Origin of the sequence: Candidatus Vallotia laricis, from assembly GCF_020541325.1 — a bacterium.
GTDB classification, from domain to species: Bacteria; Pseudomonadota; Gammaproteobacteria; order Burkholderiales; family Burkholderiaceae; genus Mycetohabitans; species Mycetohabitans laricis.
This window is the reverse complement of record NZ_CP047399.1, coordinates 482443-498347: the sequence shown is the minus strand read 5'-3', so window position 1 is coordinate 498347 and position 15905 is coordinate 482443. Positions and strand designations below refer to the sequence as shown.

The following is a 15905-nucleotide window of genomic DNA, read 5'->3' as shown; positions in this document are numbered from 1 at the left end:
TAGCCTAGACTGACGCATATGTATTACGCGTGATCTCTTTATTCGAAGTTACCAGATAATATAGCGCAGTGCGGCGTCTTTAAGCTCATTGGGGCATATCACACTCTTATAGATAATTCTACGCTTTATCTTCACTTGAGGCTTTGATACAATACTATGTATAGTTTTCTTAATCGTTGACTCTATGCGTCTGATATGGGTTCATATCAATTTACAGCTCCTTACGCGCGTCGCCATTCGGTCATGCCGCCCGGTTTATCTTCAAGTACAATACCTCTATCAAACAATGCCGCTCGGATTCGGTCCGCTTCGATATAGTTCTTCGTGCGCTTAGCCCGAGATCGGGTTTTGATTTGCTCATTAATCTGCGGGACATCAAGCGATAGAAGTTTATCCACGGCTAGAGATTGCCTTTGTAAATACTCTCGCGGATTGTACTCAAGCATACCCAGTATGCCGGCTAATCGCTTGAGCTGACGTGCTAGCGCAGGATCGCGCGCACGATTCAAGTCAGAAACTAAGTCAAACAGCGTCGCAAACGCGCTCGGTGTGTTGAAATCATCGTTCATAGCGGCTCGAAATGCTACTGCATGACGTTCACTCCAGTCTAGCTCGCAGTTGTCTGGTGTGACATCTTTGAGTGCAGTATAAAGCCGGGCAAGAGCTGCTCTCGCATCGTCTAGACATGCGTCGCTATAATTCAGCGGTGAACGATAGTGCGCGCGTAAGATCAGCATTCTAATTACTTCACCGTCGTAGCGTTGCAGCACATCACGCAGCGTGAAAAAGTTACCAAGCGATTTAGACATCTTCTCGTTATCTACGTTAACAAACCCGTTATGTAACCAGTAATTAACGAAATGCTGCCCAGTAGCTCCTTCGCTTTGTGCAATCTCATTTTCGTGATGAGGGAATTGCAAGTCTTGACCGCCACCATGGATATCCAGCCGCTCACCAAGCAATGCGCAGCTCATTGCGGAACACTCAATATGCCATCCTGGCCGGCCCCATCCCCATTTTGAATCCCAGCCGATATCTAGTGGCTTATTGTCTTTGGGGCGCTTCCATAGCACGAAATCGAGTGGATCTCTTTTTGCATAATTCTGCGCAACGCGCTTTCCGGCTCGTAGGTCCTCGAGCGACTTACGAGACAACTGGCCATATGCAGTAAACTTGCGCACGGAATAATTGATGTCACCATTATGTCCTCGGTATGCATAGCCATTACGCTTCAGTAAATCGATCATGCCTAATATTTGCGGTATAAACTGCGTAGCGCGTGGTTCATGGTCTGGGCGTTTGATATTCAGGGTAGTTGCATCCTCGTGCATCGCTTTAATAAAGCGATCTGTCAGCGTATTGATTGGCTCGCCGTTATCCATTGCCCGACGAATAATTTTGTCATCGATGTCGGTAATATTACGTACATATATAACTCGATAACCCAGTGCGCGTAACCATCGCTGGATCATATCGAATACGACCATCATTCGACCATGACCGATATGGCAATAGTCGTAGACAGTCATACCACACACATACATGCGTATTTCGCCCTTGATCAATGGAACAAAGATCTCTTTGTTACAACTGAACGTATTATATAAACGGAGACGATCCATAGAAAATGTTACGTGTGCTAGACACTGTAAACACAATTAGTTACTACACCGTATGCTATACAATATCTGCTGCTGGCAAAAGCGGTCAACATACACGCCGTTATTGCTTAAGAAGTTAACTAGTTCGGATTCGACCACGAGTAACGCAAAGATTATCGACTGTTCTGTTCTCGGAAATAGCTCGAGATTTTGTTAGAATTACGTAAAGTATAACATCATGGAAATTTTATGAAAACTACTTACGCGCGCATTGCGCTTGCGGCAATAGGTTTTTTGGCTAGCACGGCGTTCGCGAATTTCTCGCCGGTTACTACTGACGGAAGGCGAGAACTTGAAGTGACACTCGAGCAGTTCGAAAAGTACATTTTGTCGCATCCGGGCGATGCTCGGGCCCGCTTTAAACGTGCCAATATATTTATACAGCTAGGCCGAGACAAAGAGGCTATAACCGCTATGCAGCGGTTATAGCGAGCTATTTGCAACTACCTGAGCCGTATTCGTGTGTTACCTGAGAAAGCGGTGTGTGCCAGTCTAAGTTGTGTGCCTTCTCCTCAGGCCCAATTGAGAAAATCTTTATCTCCTACTTGGAGCTGAGTCCCTCAATTGCGCTGATAGGTTGTAACCAAGTGACACATCCGCTATGCGGCACAGCAAGCGGATAGAAAAATACTGAGCGTTCTGGAAGATAGTATGTCTCACATCCGAACTGTACTATTGCCGATTGAGCTGCCATAAAATTGGAGATCAACCTTTTAGGTTATTGTCTAAGGTACTAGAACAAGTCCTGAACTAGTGTTGTACATAGCGCTGCGGCCGACACACCTTAATGTACTACTATCGTTTCTAAATAATTTTGTTGCGCACAATATTAGAACTACGAAGACAAAATTACCTTGCTGTTTATATAATATTTAAACAATGACTAGAGACCGGGGAATTCGAATTATTAAAGCACTGCGCGCGTTTGATACTTTACTAAAGTTATTAATATATTCTTATGGCTTAGACAGAGTAAAAACTTACTCGAGTGATAATTTAAGTGGAAAATCTAAACAAACTTTATAATATAGTCAGTTCAATCGCAATAGTAGACACTGGCGATTTTGGTTTGAGAAATTCTACTTCTTATTAATGTTAAAAAATATTTTTGAGAATTTCGCTAGTTAACAACGTGATACTTTGTATAGATAAAAAACGGAATTATTTCATATAATTAAAGCAGTATGCATCCGCGTCTTTAGCTTTTACTAGAATATGCTGTCGGAGTATATTGTATCTACACTTATTACTATCCAATATCGGAACGCGTATTTTGTATTCAACTGATAGGATCGAATTATGCGCGATATTGCTAATATCAGATCTACATCTGAGTAAATCTTTACCGAACACCGTCGCCGAATTTGCACATTTCATCTATGTAACTGCGAGTACTGTCGATTCGGTATTTATTCTTGGCAATTTTGGATTGGAGGCGACATGCTGTCCCGCCGTTCGTGCGACGTACGCTAAAATAATGAGTTTGCTATCCGAACGAGGTGTTGCACTATATATATACATGGAAATCGCGATTTCCTACTCGGCCTTCAATGTATAAAGACTGTAAGCGCAATGTTACTACCTGTCTATATGTTATTACGGACTGGGCGAGCGAATTGCATTCACACGAGTGCTTCGCACAAATCACGAAACTGTCCTCGAAACATGACGCGACATTTAATGCGCTTATATATCTATTCTCTCGAACTCATATTTGTACAATGGTACATAGGCACATGCACTTTCCTGCTTGCCATCACGACTATAACACCGCGCCGGGTACTTCCGGACTGGCAATTGGATTACAGCACACCAAGAGGCGGCTATCTTAGGATTGATAAAACGGAATCTGTATACTGCCACAGAATGTTTTGGATAGTGAAATACGAGATATGCATTTTAAATACAAACATCGATATTTGCTCGGCCCCGAAATTTTGACTTAGTATCTTAACTATTAATTTTCTAAAAGTGTATTCTCTAGGTACTGGAGCATTTCCACCAAGATCCAGATAGAATATTAGTCGCGGCACTGGATAGATTACTGCAGCCCGCACGTCAATATAAACCCTGGTTGTTACCAACGTTATTAGATTCAATCTTTGTATACTTGCGCTATGAGCGTAACTACTAAGCATTTTCGTATTAGCTTGCGCTACTATTCCACATTATGATTCTAATCAGTTTTATTGGGCTAGCAAAATGCGAAATCTAATGTAATACATGGATTTTCCAGATACAAAAACATTCATTTCATTTCTTCAAAGAATGCCAGTGATGAGACAACGATAGAAGGCGGTGTCTACTACGTAGTATCTATATCGCCAAGTGCAATTTATAAGCAAAACGCAGACTGCGCGAGAAAGTTTTAGTAGACTGTAGGTGGAACTAACCCGCATGATATGCGCTATTTCGTTATAAAGTTTAATATCGGCTTAGATTATCCTGGGTGATCGCCTTTAAACACTAAGGAATTCTTGATGAACTTCTCTAGGCCAAGGTACACCGTACAATAGTACGGGTAAACACTAGTTAACTCATTAACAAGAGTTGGCGTAATATACATGACGTATCAATGCGTCGTCTGTACCACTATCCATGCCCCGCATATTAATGCGCACTAATTTTAGCCCATCCAAAGATAGAAAGTGGTTTCATGGCTACAAAGACTTAATAATTACATTTGCATCGGCTGAAATCTTTCATGTTTTAAAAACCGTAGCTAAAAATATTATGTGCACAAACGCGTAGTATGAACTTACTGATAAAATCATAAATTTATCTCGCCGCTAAACGACATTGATATGGTATTGCGCCTCGTTCTTAATTAATTGGCCGAATCTAGCTTCGTGGTATCACGTTCCAGCAGTAGCTCTCTGCGCCCAAGGAAAAGCTTATGCACCCAATGCTCAACACTGCCGTCAAGGCTGCACGCCGTGCCGGACAGATTATTAACCGCGCTTCATTGGACATTAATCTTCTCCAAGTTAGTAAGAAGCAGCATAATGATTTCGTCACTGATGTTGATAAAGCAGCAGAAATGGCGATCATCGATACGTTACACGCTGCATATCCAGATCATGGATTCCTCGCCGAAGAGTCGGGAGCTAGCGTTAGAAAATCCGAGCACTTATGGATTATTGATCCGCTAGATGGCACGACAAATTTCATCCATGGATTTCCCCAATACTGCGTATCGATTGCACTCTCCTATCGAGGCGTCATTACACAAGCGGTTATCTACGACCCGACACGTAATGACTTGTTTACAGCATCCCGTGGCTGCGGGTCGTTTCTCAACGATCGGCGTATCCGTGTATCGCGGCGAGACCGGCTGGCCGATGGGCTAATCGGAACTGGTTTCCCGTTCCGAGATCAGAGCGGGCTAGATGAGTACCTAAAGCTGTTCAGCGAAATGACTCGTGCATGCGCTGGCCTTCGACGTCCAGGCGCAGCAGCACTAGATCTCGCATATGTTGCCACTGGTCGATATGACGGCTTCTTCGAGCAGGGTGTTCAACCGTGGGACATTGCAGCTGGTAGCCTACTTGTCAGCGAAGCTGGGGGGTTGGTTGGAAATTATACTGGTGATTCTACCTTCCTGTACCAGCATGAAATCGTCGCAGGTAATCCGAAGCAGTATGCGCAGATGGTGCAAATCCTGAAGCCGTATAGTCGATCGGGAATAGTAGTCTAAGTAGCGCAAAGGCAGTAGTGCACGATTGCCAGCAGTATCTTTTTCGACGGCGTATTGTATAAATAATGCTCATTCGAGACTTGGCTAACCGATTTGGAACATCCTATACGTTAAGATCATCTATACTAGATCTTTATTATGTATGCTCCCCTATCGTAAAAGTAAGCGATAGGGTCTGAGTATAGATGTGCTTAATTTCTAAAGCAGCATATAAATATGATTTTATCAGCTCTTGAACTAATTTGTTCATTGATATAATTAGTTTTAGACGTCATTACTAGAATATAGTAAATTGTGGAGTAGTTGTCAGTGTCTAATGATACTAACTTATTACCAGCCGATAAAAAACATACGGTAGGTGAAAACTATGCAGAAACAGAAACACTTATTAATAATCTTAGAAGAAATTTAAGATAAGTGTAAGAAGCAGGTGGGAGATAACTCAATATCCAAGCCGATAAACACGGAACAATAATACTATATTGGATGAGAAACTTTTACGAACTTTTCTACTAGGACAAAAAAGTAATGCAGTCCATCGATTGACGATGGGGTGCACTTATACAGCATGGTATATCGGCAGGCTATCTCATTAGAATAGCCAGAATATAACATTATTTGCCCGAGTAGTATTTAGCTAGGCTTACGCAGTTCCAGTAAATTTGTGGTTATCTATAATCTATGAAATAGCTATTCAGTAACGTTCTCGGATATAGTCGAGCACAAAGTCGGATGACTCGTAACACTTGACGTGCTAATTAATACGGCGTGCTCACTGATAAAAGTGACTTGCATTCACTCGCCTCTTCCCCATCCGCGCACAACCCGACTCGGTACCGTGACTAAACTTAGGCTATCTTAGCCTAATCTAATAAGTAGTGGACCGCGATTAACTAAGATTAACGTAGATTAGATACCGAACGCGATCAAATGCATTAAGCCGAATGAAACTTTAGTAAGCAATAGCTCTTTATAAGAATCAGCACTACCCTACCGGAAACATAAGAATACTAACATGGGCTCTTATGTGGATGGGCAGCCCGCTGCATTACTCAGTGCATTACTCAATGAGTAATGCACCTTGCTAATCCAACTGTTACTCGTCCTTGCTAGTAAGCAATTTATGTATTACTAATTGGCCCATTCAGCAATAATCTGACTATGCTTTACTATATTTTGCAGAAGATCGCTAACTCTATCTAATTTACGCGATACCCTTACTAAGCTCGAGCTTCTTAGTAAGGGTATCGCACCGGTTACCTATAAAGGCGATATTATGTCTCAGATCAACGCATGACTACTCTATATGCTCCGCTTAAATGTATTAAACAGGGCTTTTACAGCTGACTATAGTGATCGTGCCTATTCGGGCAGGTGCGTGATGGTATTATTTTCTCCGGCTATGATACATAATTAGACGAATTACACGATATTTAGAATTACGAACATTTTCTCATCGATCTTGAAATGCGCGAACGCACTCGCACCAGCATTACAAATCTTCTAGTCAAGTGCAATAAAGCATGCACTTTTTTATAAAGTATCGAACAACCGCTTGTGACTCAAGACATTAAAAATATAAATGCTATATTGCTCCGGAACTTAAAACTTTTATATACTGCTAAACACGGAACATGTGTTTGCACGTAAAAATGAATCTTATTTTTTTCTAAAAACGTTATTACCTTATATCGGAATATCAGCGCCTAGCTCATACACTAGTTAAGTTAAATGTACTCTTTTCTTGCTGAATAGGCATATCGAGAAAATATGCTTGTCCACTACAAATAAAAAATACTACGCCAATCCTAATAGAGAGTTTTACTCGATCGGGTGATTTGACTTCTTTGTAACTATCTCCGAGAGAGATAGTATACTCATCTCATACATACCAAAGTGTATGCTTTTGTTAAATAAGCGAGCCAAATAAGAAAACTCATTATTTGAGTGCTATCGCTAATAAAATAAATAATTTCCCCTACGCTACGTTCTATTTGCTGTATTTTAGATGTAAGATGCTTTATTATTCAAAATAAATCGTATATTAATAGATATTAATCTTAGCTTTAGATGGCATAAGAAACGAAAACAATATATCTCGACAAATATAATTCTGAAATCACGCTTTATAAGCAGTTAAGCTTATTAATTGGTTAGCAAGTTAAGCCGGCTTGTTGCTATGACGCTTACAAATTCCGAATTAGTGTCTCGTAACTAACTGTGATTCGAAGTGCTTCTACGTTTAGGCTAGACTGCTATAGTTAACTATTACCATAGTGCAACTAAAATAGTAGAAACAGTTAGCCGGAATAGTCATGCTTATTTATTTATTATGGAATTACTATTCTTGCCACGCAGATACTAATCCAGTAATATCCGGATATCTTCATAATATGAAGATATGAAGAGATAAGCTCACGAGCTGCTATATTCATCTGTTAAGACTCGCTATCTAGAAAACTACTCTGAGCGACATTTACCGTAGCTTACGACAATAGTTGTTGTAACCTGAAAAACGCCAAAGAGTCAATGCAGTACTGAAGATAATCCGTAATTGTTCTCAGTGACTATTAGTCCATCGTTGTCATGTGCGCGCTTTTGCTCGACCTCAGCAGTTGTAGCATCACGTACATCTTTCACCGTTAGCGAGAAGCGTAAGGCCATGCCAGCTAATGGATGGTTGCCATCAAGTATAACTCTATCTTTAGTAAGATCGGTCACTGTGTATATTACTGTATCGATCTCATCACCGCCCACGCTTTCGGCTATACCCTCGAACTGCATGCCGACTTCTAGCGGCTCGGGAAACTTTTCTCGAGGCTCTATCTTAACCTGTTCGGAATCATAGTTGCCGAATGCATCAACGGGCTCTAGATGGATCTGCGCCGAAAATCCCGTCTCATGACCCTCTAATATTTTTTCTATCTTTGGAAAGGTGCCATTATAGCCACCATGAAGATAAACCATCGGCTTATCACTGTCCTCAATCACATTGCCTTGTGTATCGGATAGCTTATAAGAAACAGAAACGACAGTGTGCTTCACGATTTTCATTTGACTTTCCCGGAATATAATCTCAATTATACGGTGTGCTTACAATAAGCATTTCTTGATCGGGATCATGGGTGTTATGGCTCGCCATTGAAACGCTTATATCAACTATACGCCTGTGTTTGTTGCCTTTTCTTCGATCTTAATCTTACTACTTGGCGACCTCTCTACTAGTATAATGAATCTTCCCCCTGTAAAGCGATAATGCATAAAACTTAACAATATCGAGTTGTAGCCTGAGGCATGAATTAATCTAGCAGGGCTAATTAAGCTCATAGAATGTATGCCTGCATTATGTTGCCTATGCAAGCTAATAACTAGCTACACTATGTGGCTACATTTTGATAAGCTAGTCCTCATTTTACTAGCTAGTAGTTCTAGATAAAAACGATCGATGGATTCTAAAGTTGTCGATGATATAGCAAGGTCCTACTTATTAAAATAGGCACATCTCTTTATTTACCAAAATAGTATGCAACATAGCCTTAAACTAGACGATTCGTCATATTTTTATTAAACTTTGTGTAGAGTTTAATGCCAGTCTGCTAGACTCTCTAAATTATTTTAGCATTATTCTTCTAAAAGAGCATTGTAGGCTCAATATATCAGCTGCTGGTAACGTAAAAATGATTCAGAATGTATTGGTCCTAGTGGAGTAGGACTTTCGGAATTGTTTGGAGGTTATTTAAGTGACGTAATTATTTTGTTTATACACTATATATTATATATGTATCCTTTTATCTCTCTCTTGAGAGCATAAAACTTAATCTAAAGATAATGTGCCCATATGAAACACCTTTAAACAAAGAATCGATGACGAAAACACAAAGTGTATATAAACTATTATCATGCAGTCTATCAGCGAATACTTTTAGGAGATGAGGCATTCTCTTAATATTTATCTATGATATGACCATTATATAAATAGTATTGTACGGATAGCTGAGGATTCTCATCCATAGAAGTTCACCCCAAGCATTCGGTATGAAGAATTGATTTATAATAGATGACAATCTAACCTAGATCCATCGATAGTCAATATAAAATATATACAATTCCTGCCCAAGCAATAGGTGATAGAGATGCAACGAGCATGCAATGTACCAGCGGCTATAGGTCTATGTTAGGCGCATTATATTAGTATGATTCTCTTTATTGTTTACCTGTAACCATAAAAAGACGTGATTATGAAGAAAGCCCTCCTTATAGCCTCTTTATTAGCAGTAATAACTCTAGCAGCTTGCGGCAAGAAAGATGAAAGTACGGGTGCAACTCCCGATACTGACGTTTCTACTGAATTATCTCCGACCGCGATTCCGCAGGAGCCCGCTGCTAACGCTACTGTCTCAAACGATACCGTTTCAGCTGCTACCCAGGCTTCAAGCGTAAGCTAGTAGATATCAAAAGATACTAAAAAACCGGCTTATAAGCCGGTTTTTTAAGAGATAATAGTCAGTGCTTTACTTAAAAGTTAGTAAATTTTTCTAATTCCTACTATACTAGTAAAGTATACTGCTAATTATGGATATAGGGTTATTAATATAACTTCTGATATATAGCCGATATTAAGCGCTTCGCAGCAATAGATATATCAGGTCGTCCCTTCGAATCAATTACTGAAAGCTGAGTTGTACGATTTTATACGCTTTCCTTGCGAACTTATTATTAATTAGATATCCCCTTGGGATATCTAGATTGTTATAATATAACAACTTTCCGCGTAAACGATCTTGCTTAATTGTCTGTCGATGACGAAGAACATGTTCTCAAGAATGTAGCCAATACGCAACCATACGCAGTCAAAAGGCTTAGCTATGTGGAAGATTGAGGCGCCTATGCTATTAGGCGCTATCTTTTCCTTCGGGGGCAATCTGCTGAGCGCCGTTGATCAACTGTTGAGCCTGCATTTTAGTAAACCCGAAATTTTTTGCATCAGTTTCGCATAAATAGCCGCCCCTAAATTTCGATCACGCGGCTGTTCGACCCAGTATGGGAATATTTTATCCAGTCCAATCTGTTTTATTAGTTTTTCTTCCTCGGCTGTGTGCGATACCATGATAATGGTACCATTATCATGCTTGCTGTGCTCAACCAGCATACAGAACTGATCTCGTCGACCTGATAAACATATAAAGTTCAGTGTTTTAGCCATACAGCTTCGGAACCAACTATTCGGAATTTTCGGCTCAATTTGTCTCAATAATTCCCATTTCCGGCGAATTTATTTTCTGTATAAAACCACCATTTTCCTAAAATGATCTAAGGCGAGGCTACAGCTCGTCTAGTGTGCCCCCCCCATTTATAACTAGATAAAGATGGTCTTATCCTGCTCTAAGTGGATCTCATAAGAATCTTGCGTGGTAGGAGTGCCTTTAATTAGATAACTACCTAACATTGTTTTTGAGCTTAGCTGATTACCGAGAGCCCTAGTCACAAGCGGCGCGCGCATAATTCTGGTCTAGAGGCGCAGCATTTAGATCCTCCGGCACTTGAATTTGAGACACAGAAAACGTGTTCTGATAATCGATTCGATTTAAGGAAAGAAAATCATTAACCGTACGTATTGCAACCTACCAGCGAAAACACAGTCATTACATATGCGATTACTCTCAATCTTCTCGCAGAGAAACAAAAAATTTCCAGGAGATTTTTCATCACGCAAATGATACCGATTAGTTTGTTTATATAACCCACTTAATAAAACTTTGGTTAACTAACCTGTCCTCCATCGCGCAACGCAGCACGAACGGTTTCATGATGCTGATCCGCAAGCGGTGTTAGCGGCAACCGAATACCTCCACGAATTTTTTCCATCTGCTGCAACGCCCACTTAACCGGAATCGGATTTGACTCTATAAATAAGTTTCTATGCAATGATAATAACTTTAGGTGAATTGCCCGAGCGGTCTTCGCATCGCCCGAGATTGCAGCGCGACATAGCTCGCTCATCGCTCGCGGTACCACATTAGCTGTAACCGAGATATTTCCATGCCCACCTAGTAGCATTAGTGCAATAGCAGTAGGATCATCACCGCTAAGAATTGAGAAATTGACTGGTGCTGCCTTGATCAGATTCGCTCCACGATCAATATTACCAGTCGCATCCTTCACACCCGCAATACCTGGTACCTGGGCAAGCCGTAAGATTGTTTCATTGCTCATGTCAGCAATAGTCCGGCCGGGAACGTTATACAAAAATACAGGTAACTCGACTGCTTCAGCGATAGATCTAAAATGTCGGTATATTCCCTCTTGTGTAGGCTTGTTGTAGTAGGGCACGACCTGCAGTGATGCATCGGCTCCTACATCTTTAGCTGCTTGGGTTAACTCGATCGCTTCGCCAGTGGAGTTTCCGCCAGCGCCGGCAATGATCGGGATTCTGCGTGCCGCATGCTCAACTGCCGTTTTAACTAGCAATATATGCTCTTCGACAGATAGCGTCGCTGATTCGCCGCTCGTGCCAACCACAACCAGTGCATCACTGCCCTCCTCGACATGCCAGTCGATCAGCGCGCGAAACGCTGGAAGATCCAGCGACCTGTCCTCCAGCATCGGCGTAACAATCGCCGGAATGCTACCGCTAATTAGCGTAGCTTGCATTGCTTGGTTCATGAAACTATCTGAAAAATCAATCGTTAAACTGGGATTGTAGCGGATTGGTCGGACAAATCTATCTCGTTATCTTGTTATATGTCTCCGTTTATAGTTTCGCATGTTTACTGCGGTTCGCTAAAGAGCGATGGCAAAATTTGCACATCTTAAAACTATCAAATATTCTAGCTATCGAAGAGCACTACATTGAGTATAGCGCTATAGGTTTATCAACAGTGCAAATCGCCATTAACTATATGCAAGTCCTATTGCTTCGCGCACATCTCGCATAGTCTCATGAGCTAATTTACGAGCTTTGTCGCAGCCATCCGCAATAATCGCACGTAGCAGTGACGGATCATCTATATATTTCTGCGCTCGCTCCAGCATCATCTGTTGCTCGAGCAAGATCTCATCGATTACCGGCTGCTTGCACTCTAAGCAGCCGGTCTCAGCATTCCGGCAACTGCGCCATACCCATTCGTGTGTCGCTGGATTTGTATACGCTTGGTGCAATTGCCATACCGGACATTTGTTCGGATCACCAGGATCACTACGACGCGCACGCGCCGAATCAGTCGGCATCTTACGGATCTTTTTTTCTACCGAAATCCTATCTTCTCGAAGCCCGATTATATTACTATACGATTTAGACATCTTCTGCCCGTTAATCCCTGGCATTCGTGATGTCTTAGTTAGCATTGCTTGCGGCTCAACAAGAATAATCTTGCGTGAGCCCTCCAGATAGCCAAATAGACGCTCACGGTCACTCATTAATAGGCTTTGTGCCTCTTGTAGTAGTGCGCGTGCCTGCTCTAGTGCTTCTTCATTACCTTCCTGCTGATAAGCATTACGCAACTCGTAGTACAGTTTACAGCGTTTTCCACCAAGTTTTCTTGCTGCCTTATTAGCCTTATCCTCAAAGCCCGGCTCGCGCCCATATAAATAGTTGAATCTGCGCGCAATCTCTCGCGTTATTTCTACATGTGGGACTTGGTCTTCACCTACCGGTACTAGCGACGCGCGGTACAGTAAAATATCCGCGGCCATGAGTATCGGATAGCCTAAAAACCCATATGTACCTAGATCCTTGTCGTGTAACCTCTCAATCTGCTCTTTATAGGTAGGCACCCGCTCGAGCCAGCTAAGTGGCGTACTCATACCTAAAATTAGCGATAACTCCGCGTGCTCCTGCACGTGGCTCTGAATAAATAACGTAGCCTGTGCCGGGTCAATCCCAGAAGCAAGCCAGTCAATTAATACTTCCCATACATTGTTTTCTATTACATCTGGTGTTTCATAGTGTGTAGTTAGCGCATGTAGATCCACTACGCAGAAGAAACACGGATACTCGGATTGCAGTTTGATCCAATTCTTCAAAACACCATGGTAATGACCAAGATGCAGTGGGCCGGTTGGACGCATACCGGAGAAGATTCGGTCTGGAAACATAGTATCGAGAGATCGAATGTAAAAAATCGTCGGAGATTAATCCATACCCTCTCAGACGCAGCTAAATAGCAGCATAACCGGATACAGAATTCCATACACAATGTTATAACCCATATTTACTAATGGACATATCCAGAATATATCTAGCGCGCGTGTAATCACTAGTGCTATAACGATAAAAAATCCATAAGGCTCGATCTTTGCAAAGTGATAGGCAACACGCACGGGCAATATAGAGGCTATTATGCGTCCGCCATCCAGCGGAAGCAGTGGAAAAAGGTTGAGCGAACCCAAGACTAGGTTCACAGCGATACCGGCTAACACTATTCGCATAGAAAGCGGATCTTCGGGGCCAAGTCTATACAGTCCTCCCGCAATAAACGCCCACACAATCGCCTGAAACAGATTACACAATGGACCAGCGAGCGCAACCCAGAGGCTATTCCAACGAGGATTACGCAATTGGCTCAAATTGATTGGTACCGGTTTCGCATAGCCAAAGATAAACGCACCGCTGGTCGTAAATAATATGATTATTGGAATTACGATCGTACCTATTAGATCGATATGACGAATCGGATTTAGTGATATACGACCCATTAAGTACGCAGTATTGTCACCGCACCGGTAAGCTACTATGCCATGAGCCGCCTCATGCAATGTAATTGCGAAGAACATAGGCAACACGCTAACCAAAATGGTCTGTGCAAAAGAGTTCATTACATTATTGCAATAACCGATAGTTAATCAGACACACACACTATGCTACTAAAACCTATCGCACAAAATAGGTTCCGACTGGCTAGGAATGAGCGTCTTCTCATTCTGTTTAAGAAAATCTCAGTAGATACTTAGACCTCATACGTGCTATAAATAATCTTTATGACTTGCTCATAGGGGGGATTGTTTATAGCACGTTTAGCAGCTTATAGTAGCTTATGACAAGCATAAGCTTAATGCAATCAATGGACCCCCAAGCCTTTTAAGCACTCGATCATTGTTTGACCGATACACTGATTAAGTATTTAATATCACTAATACGACAGGTATTTCAGCACTTATCAGGATAGACGTAGGTAGTTAAGATGACGGGCTTTCTTAGCTGATATGCTAATCATGCACTATACAGGAATTACGCATTCTCAACGACGCATGTAGCCTGCGTGAGATCAAAATAATTGATGTGATCGATTTATTGTCTAAATAACGAGTTTTATACTGACCAAATAATCCATATTAATAACATTAATCTGGATTATTTTACATAATCCAGATTAAATACGCTATTTAGTTAAATAAGTAGATGTAGAGTGCAAAATAATAATTAGTAGAAAAAATTTAGTGGGTCTAATCTGGTCAAATGCACTTGACAAGACGCACTGTTATCAGATGCGTGAGAATTAGAATTACACTATATGTGTAAACACTAGACGTCATATCACATGCGCATATCCAATACTCATCCAACTTATTTCTGCAAGTAAATACTTTGATTATTTCACTGTTCAGTTACTTAAACATTGAAGGCAACACGCTAGCATTCTGATGCTACACATACGTGTAGCATCCTGGATACAAAAACACTACTGAAACACTCGCAGTACGCACTATAATTGACCTTAGATGTATATAACAGTGATGTAGAATATATCACCCGCTTTCCGAAAAGTAATAACTAAATATATAAATAGCGGACACCGAATAGCCCACCTCTATGACAAAACGCACAAGGTACATATAAGTCTGTTTCGTTTTGTAATCTCGTTATTATATATGTCGTTGGTTTATTGATATTAAGATATACGCATATAGCAGACTACGTGCGTATGGGCCGGACGCACCTGCGCAGTATTTTATTACATGCCGGTCATATACATGCTATGTAGGTAGAAAACAAACAGTATCAGATATATAAGACGCGGTAGAAAATAGTATAGCCTACTCTGCATGTTTTTTGCAGAGAATATGCTATTTTATTTCAACTGCCGAAATAGATCGAGCCAAAATAGTATGCACGTATCACTATAAATATACGCATATAGCTATGTTCTAGATAATCTGTTTAATAATTTGAAACATAGCTCGGAAGCATAGCTGAAGCACGAGGATTAGTATATTGTGGGCCTGCGTTTGCAATATCACCGAATTGATAATCTCCACATGAAATATATTCGAGATTTTGTGCGCTGATATTATTACTATTTCCTAGTAGGCGCTGTCGCAGTAGTCACAAAAATTAAAACGTCTCGACAGTTCTCTCATTTCTAATTTGAATGTACTAGCTCAGCCATAAAAGCTCTAAAACTTAGAAAAAGCGCATACTATATTTACCAACGCAAGCTGTGCAAAGGAAACCCTGGTGGAAATATATTACAGTTACTATCGCGATTATGACGGTAGTCAGTACTAGTAATAAGCTATGTGTTTATGCAAGTCTTAGGATAATAAAGTGG

At 41.1% G+C, this 15905-nt stretch carries 10 protein-coding genes; 2 read left to right on the top strand and 8 right to left on the bottom strand.

Annotated features, from left to right (window positions below; translation table 11 throughout):
* Nucleotides 1–221: 221 nt before the first annotated feature.
* Nucleotides 222–1622, bottom strand: coding sequence for a cysteine--tRNA ligase (gene cysS / locus GKR41_RS01960; protein ID WP_226810180.1), 1401 nt, complete (start codon nucleotides 1620–1622; stop codon nucleotides 222–224).
* 228 nt (nucleotides 1623–1850) lie between these two features.
* On the opposite strand from cysS, the gene GKR41_RS01955 reads away from it, so the two are divergent.
* A complete protein-coding gene (locus GKR41_RS01955; protein WP_226810179.1) occupies nucleotides 1851–2090 on the top strand; it encodes a hypothetical protein in 240 nt (79 codons plus the stop codon).
* 112 nt (nucleotides 2091–2202) lie between these two features.
* Here GKR41_RS01955 and GKR41_RS01950 read toward each other — a convergent pair whose 3' ends face one another.
* Together GKR41_RS01950 and GKR41_RS03970 are read right to left on the bottom strand one after the other, a co-directional pair.
* Nucleotides 2203–2355: a hypothetical protein gene (locus GKR41_RS01950; protein ID WP_226810178.1), complete on the bottom strand. Its 153-nt coding sequence runs from the start codon at nucleotides 2353–2355 to the stop codon at nucleotides 2203–2205.
* 1746 nt (nucleotides 2356–4101) lie between these two features.
* Entirely contained in the window at nucleotides 4102–4227 is a 126-nt protein-coding gene (locus tag GKR41_RS03970; RefSeq protein ID WP_276313956.1) for a hypothetical protein, read from the bottom strand.
* A gap of 330 nt (nucleotides 4228–4557) precedes the next feature.
* On the opposite strand from GKR41_RS03970, the gene GKR41_RS01945 reads away from it, so the two are divergent.
* Nucleotides 4558–5358: an inositol monophosphatase family protein gene (locus GKR41_RS01945; RefSeq protein ID WP_226810177.1), complete on the top strand. Its 801-nt coding sequence runs from the start codon at nucleotides 4558–4560 to the stop codon at nucleotides 5356–5358.
* A 2526-nt stretch (nucleotides 5359–7884) separates the two neighbouring features.
* Here GKR41_RS01945 and GKR41_RS01940 read toward each other — a convergent pair.
* The 5 genes from GKR41_RS01940 to GKR41_RS01920 all read right to left on the bottom strand — a co-directional run bounded on the left by GKR41_RS01940 (nucleotide 7885) and on the right by GKR41_RS01920 (nucleotide 14172).
* Nucleotides 7885–8412 (bottom strand): FKBP-type peptidyl-prolyl cis-trans isomerase, encoded by a 528-nt coding sequence (locus tag GKR41_RS01940; protein WP_226810176.1) that lies wholly within the window; start codon nucleotides 8410–8412, stop codon nucleotides 7885–7887.
* A gap of 1885 nt (nucleotides 8413–10297) precedes the next feature.
* Nucleotides 10298–10507, bottom strand: a complete 210-nt coding sequence (locus GKR41_RS01935) for a hypothetical protein (RefSeq protein ID WP_226810175.1) — start codon at nucleotides 10505–10507, stop codon at nucleotides 10298–10300.
* 611 nt (nucleotides 10508–11118) lie between these two features.
* Complete coding sequence (gene dapA / locus GKR41_RS01930) at nucleotides 11119–12021, bottom strand: 4-hydroxy-tetrahydrodipicolinate synthase (RefSeq protein ID WP_226810174.1); 903 nt, start codon at nucleotides 12019–12021, stop codon at nucleotides 11119–11121.
* A gap of 228 nt (nucleotides 12022–12249) precedes the next feature.
* Nucleotides 12250–13452 carry a tryptophan--tRNA ligase gene (locus GKR41_RS01925; protein ID WP_226810173.1) on the bottom strand — a complete coding sequence of 401 codons (1203 nt, stop codon included), beginning with the start codon at nucleotides 13450–13452 and terminating at the stop codon, nucleotides 12250–12252.
* 51 nt (nucleotides 13453–13503) lie between these two features.
* Entirely contained in the window at nucleotides 13504–14172 is a 669-nt protein-coding gene (locus tag GKR41_RS01920; protein ID WP_226810172.1) for a site-2 protease family protein, read from the bottom strand.
* Nucleotides 14173–15905 lie beyond the last annotated feature (1733 nt).

Excerpts from the sequence above, each read along its gene's own strand:
- cysS (WP_226810180.1), bottom strand. The coding sequence starts at position 1,622 with ATGGATCGTCTCCGTTTATATAATACGTTCAGTTGTAACAAAGAGATC.
- GKR41_RS01940 (WP_226810176.1), bottom strand. The coding sequence starts at position 8,412 with ATGAAAATCGTGAAGCACACTGTCGTTTCTGTTTCTTATAAGCTATCC.
- GKR41_RS01950 (WP_226810178.1), bottom strand. The coding sequence starts at position 2,355 with ATGGCAGCTCAATCGGCAATAGTACAGTTCGGATGTGAGACATACTAT.
- GKR41_RS03970 (WP_276313956.1), bottom strand. The coding sequence starts at position 4,227 with ATGTATATTACGCCAACTCTTGTTAATGAGTTAACTAGTGTTTACCCG.
- GKR41_RS01935 (WP_226810175.1), bottom strand. The coding sequence starts at position 10,507 with ATGCTGGTTGAGCACAGCAAGCATGATAATGGTACCATTATCATGGTA.
- GKR41_RS01945 (WP_226810177.1), top strand. The coding sequence starts at position 4,558 with ATGCACCCAATGCTCAACACTGCCGTCAAGGCTGCACGCCGTGCCGGA.
- GKR41_RS01955 (WP_226810179.1), top strand. The coding sequence starts at position 1,851 with ATGAAAACTACTTACGCGCGCATTGCGCTTGCGGCAATAGGTTTTTTG.
- dapA (WP_226810174.1), bottom strand. The coding sequence starts at position 12,021 with ATGAACCAAGCAATGCAAGCTACGCTAATTAGCGGTAGCATTCCGGCG.
- GKR41_RS01920 (WP_226810172.1), bottom strand. The coding sequence starts at position 14,172 with ATGAACTCTTTTGCACAGACCATTTTGGTTAGCGTGTTGCCTATGTTC.
- GKR41_RS01925 (WP_226810173.1), bottom strand. The coding sequence starts at position 13,452 with ATGTTTCCAGACCGAATCTTCTCCGGTATGCGTCCAACCGGCCCACTG.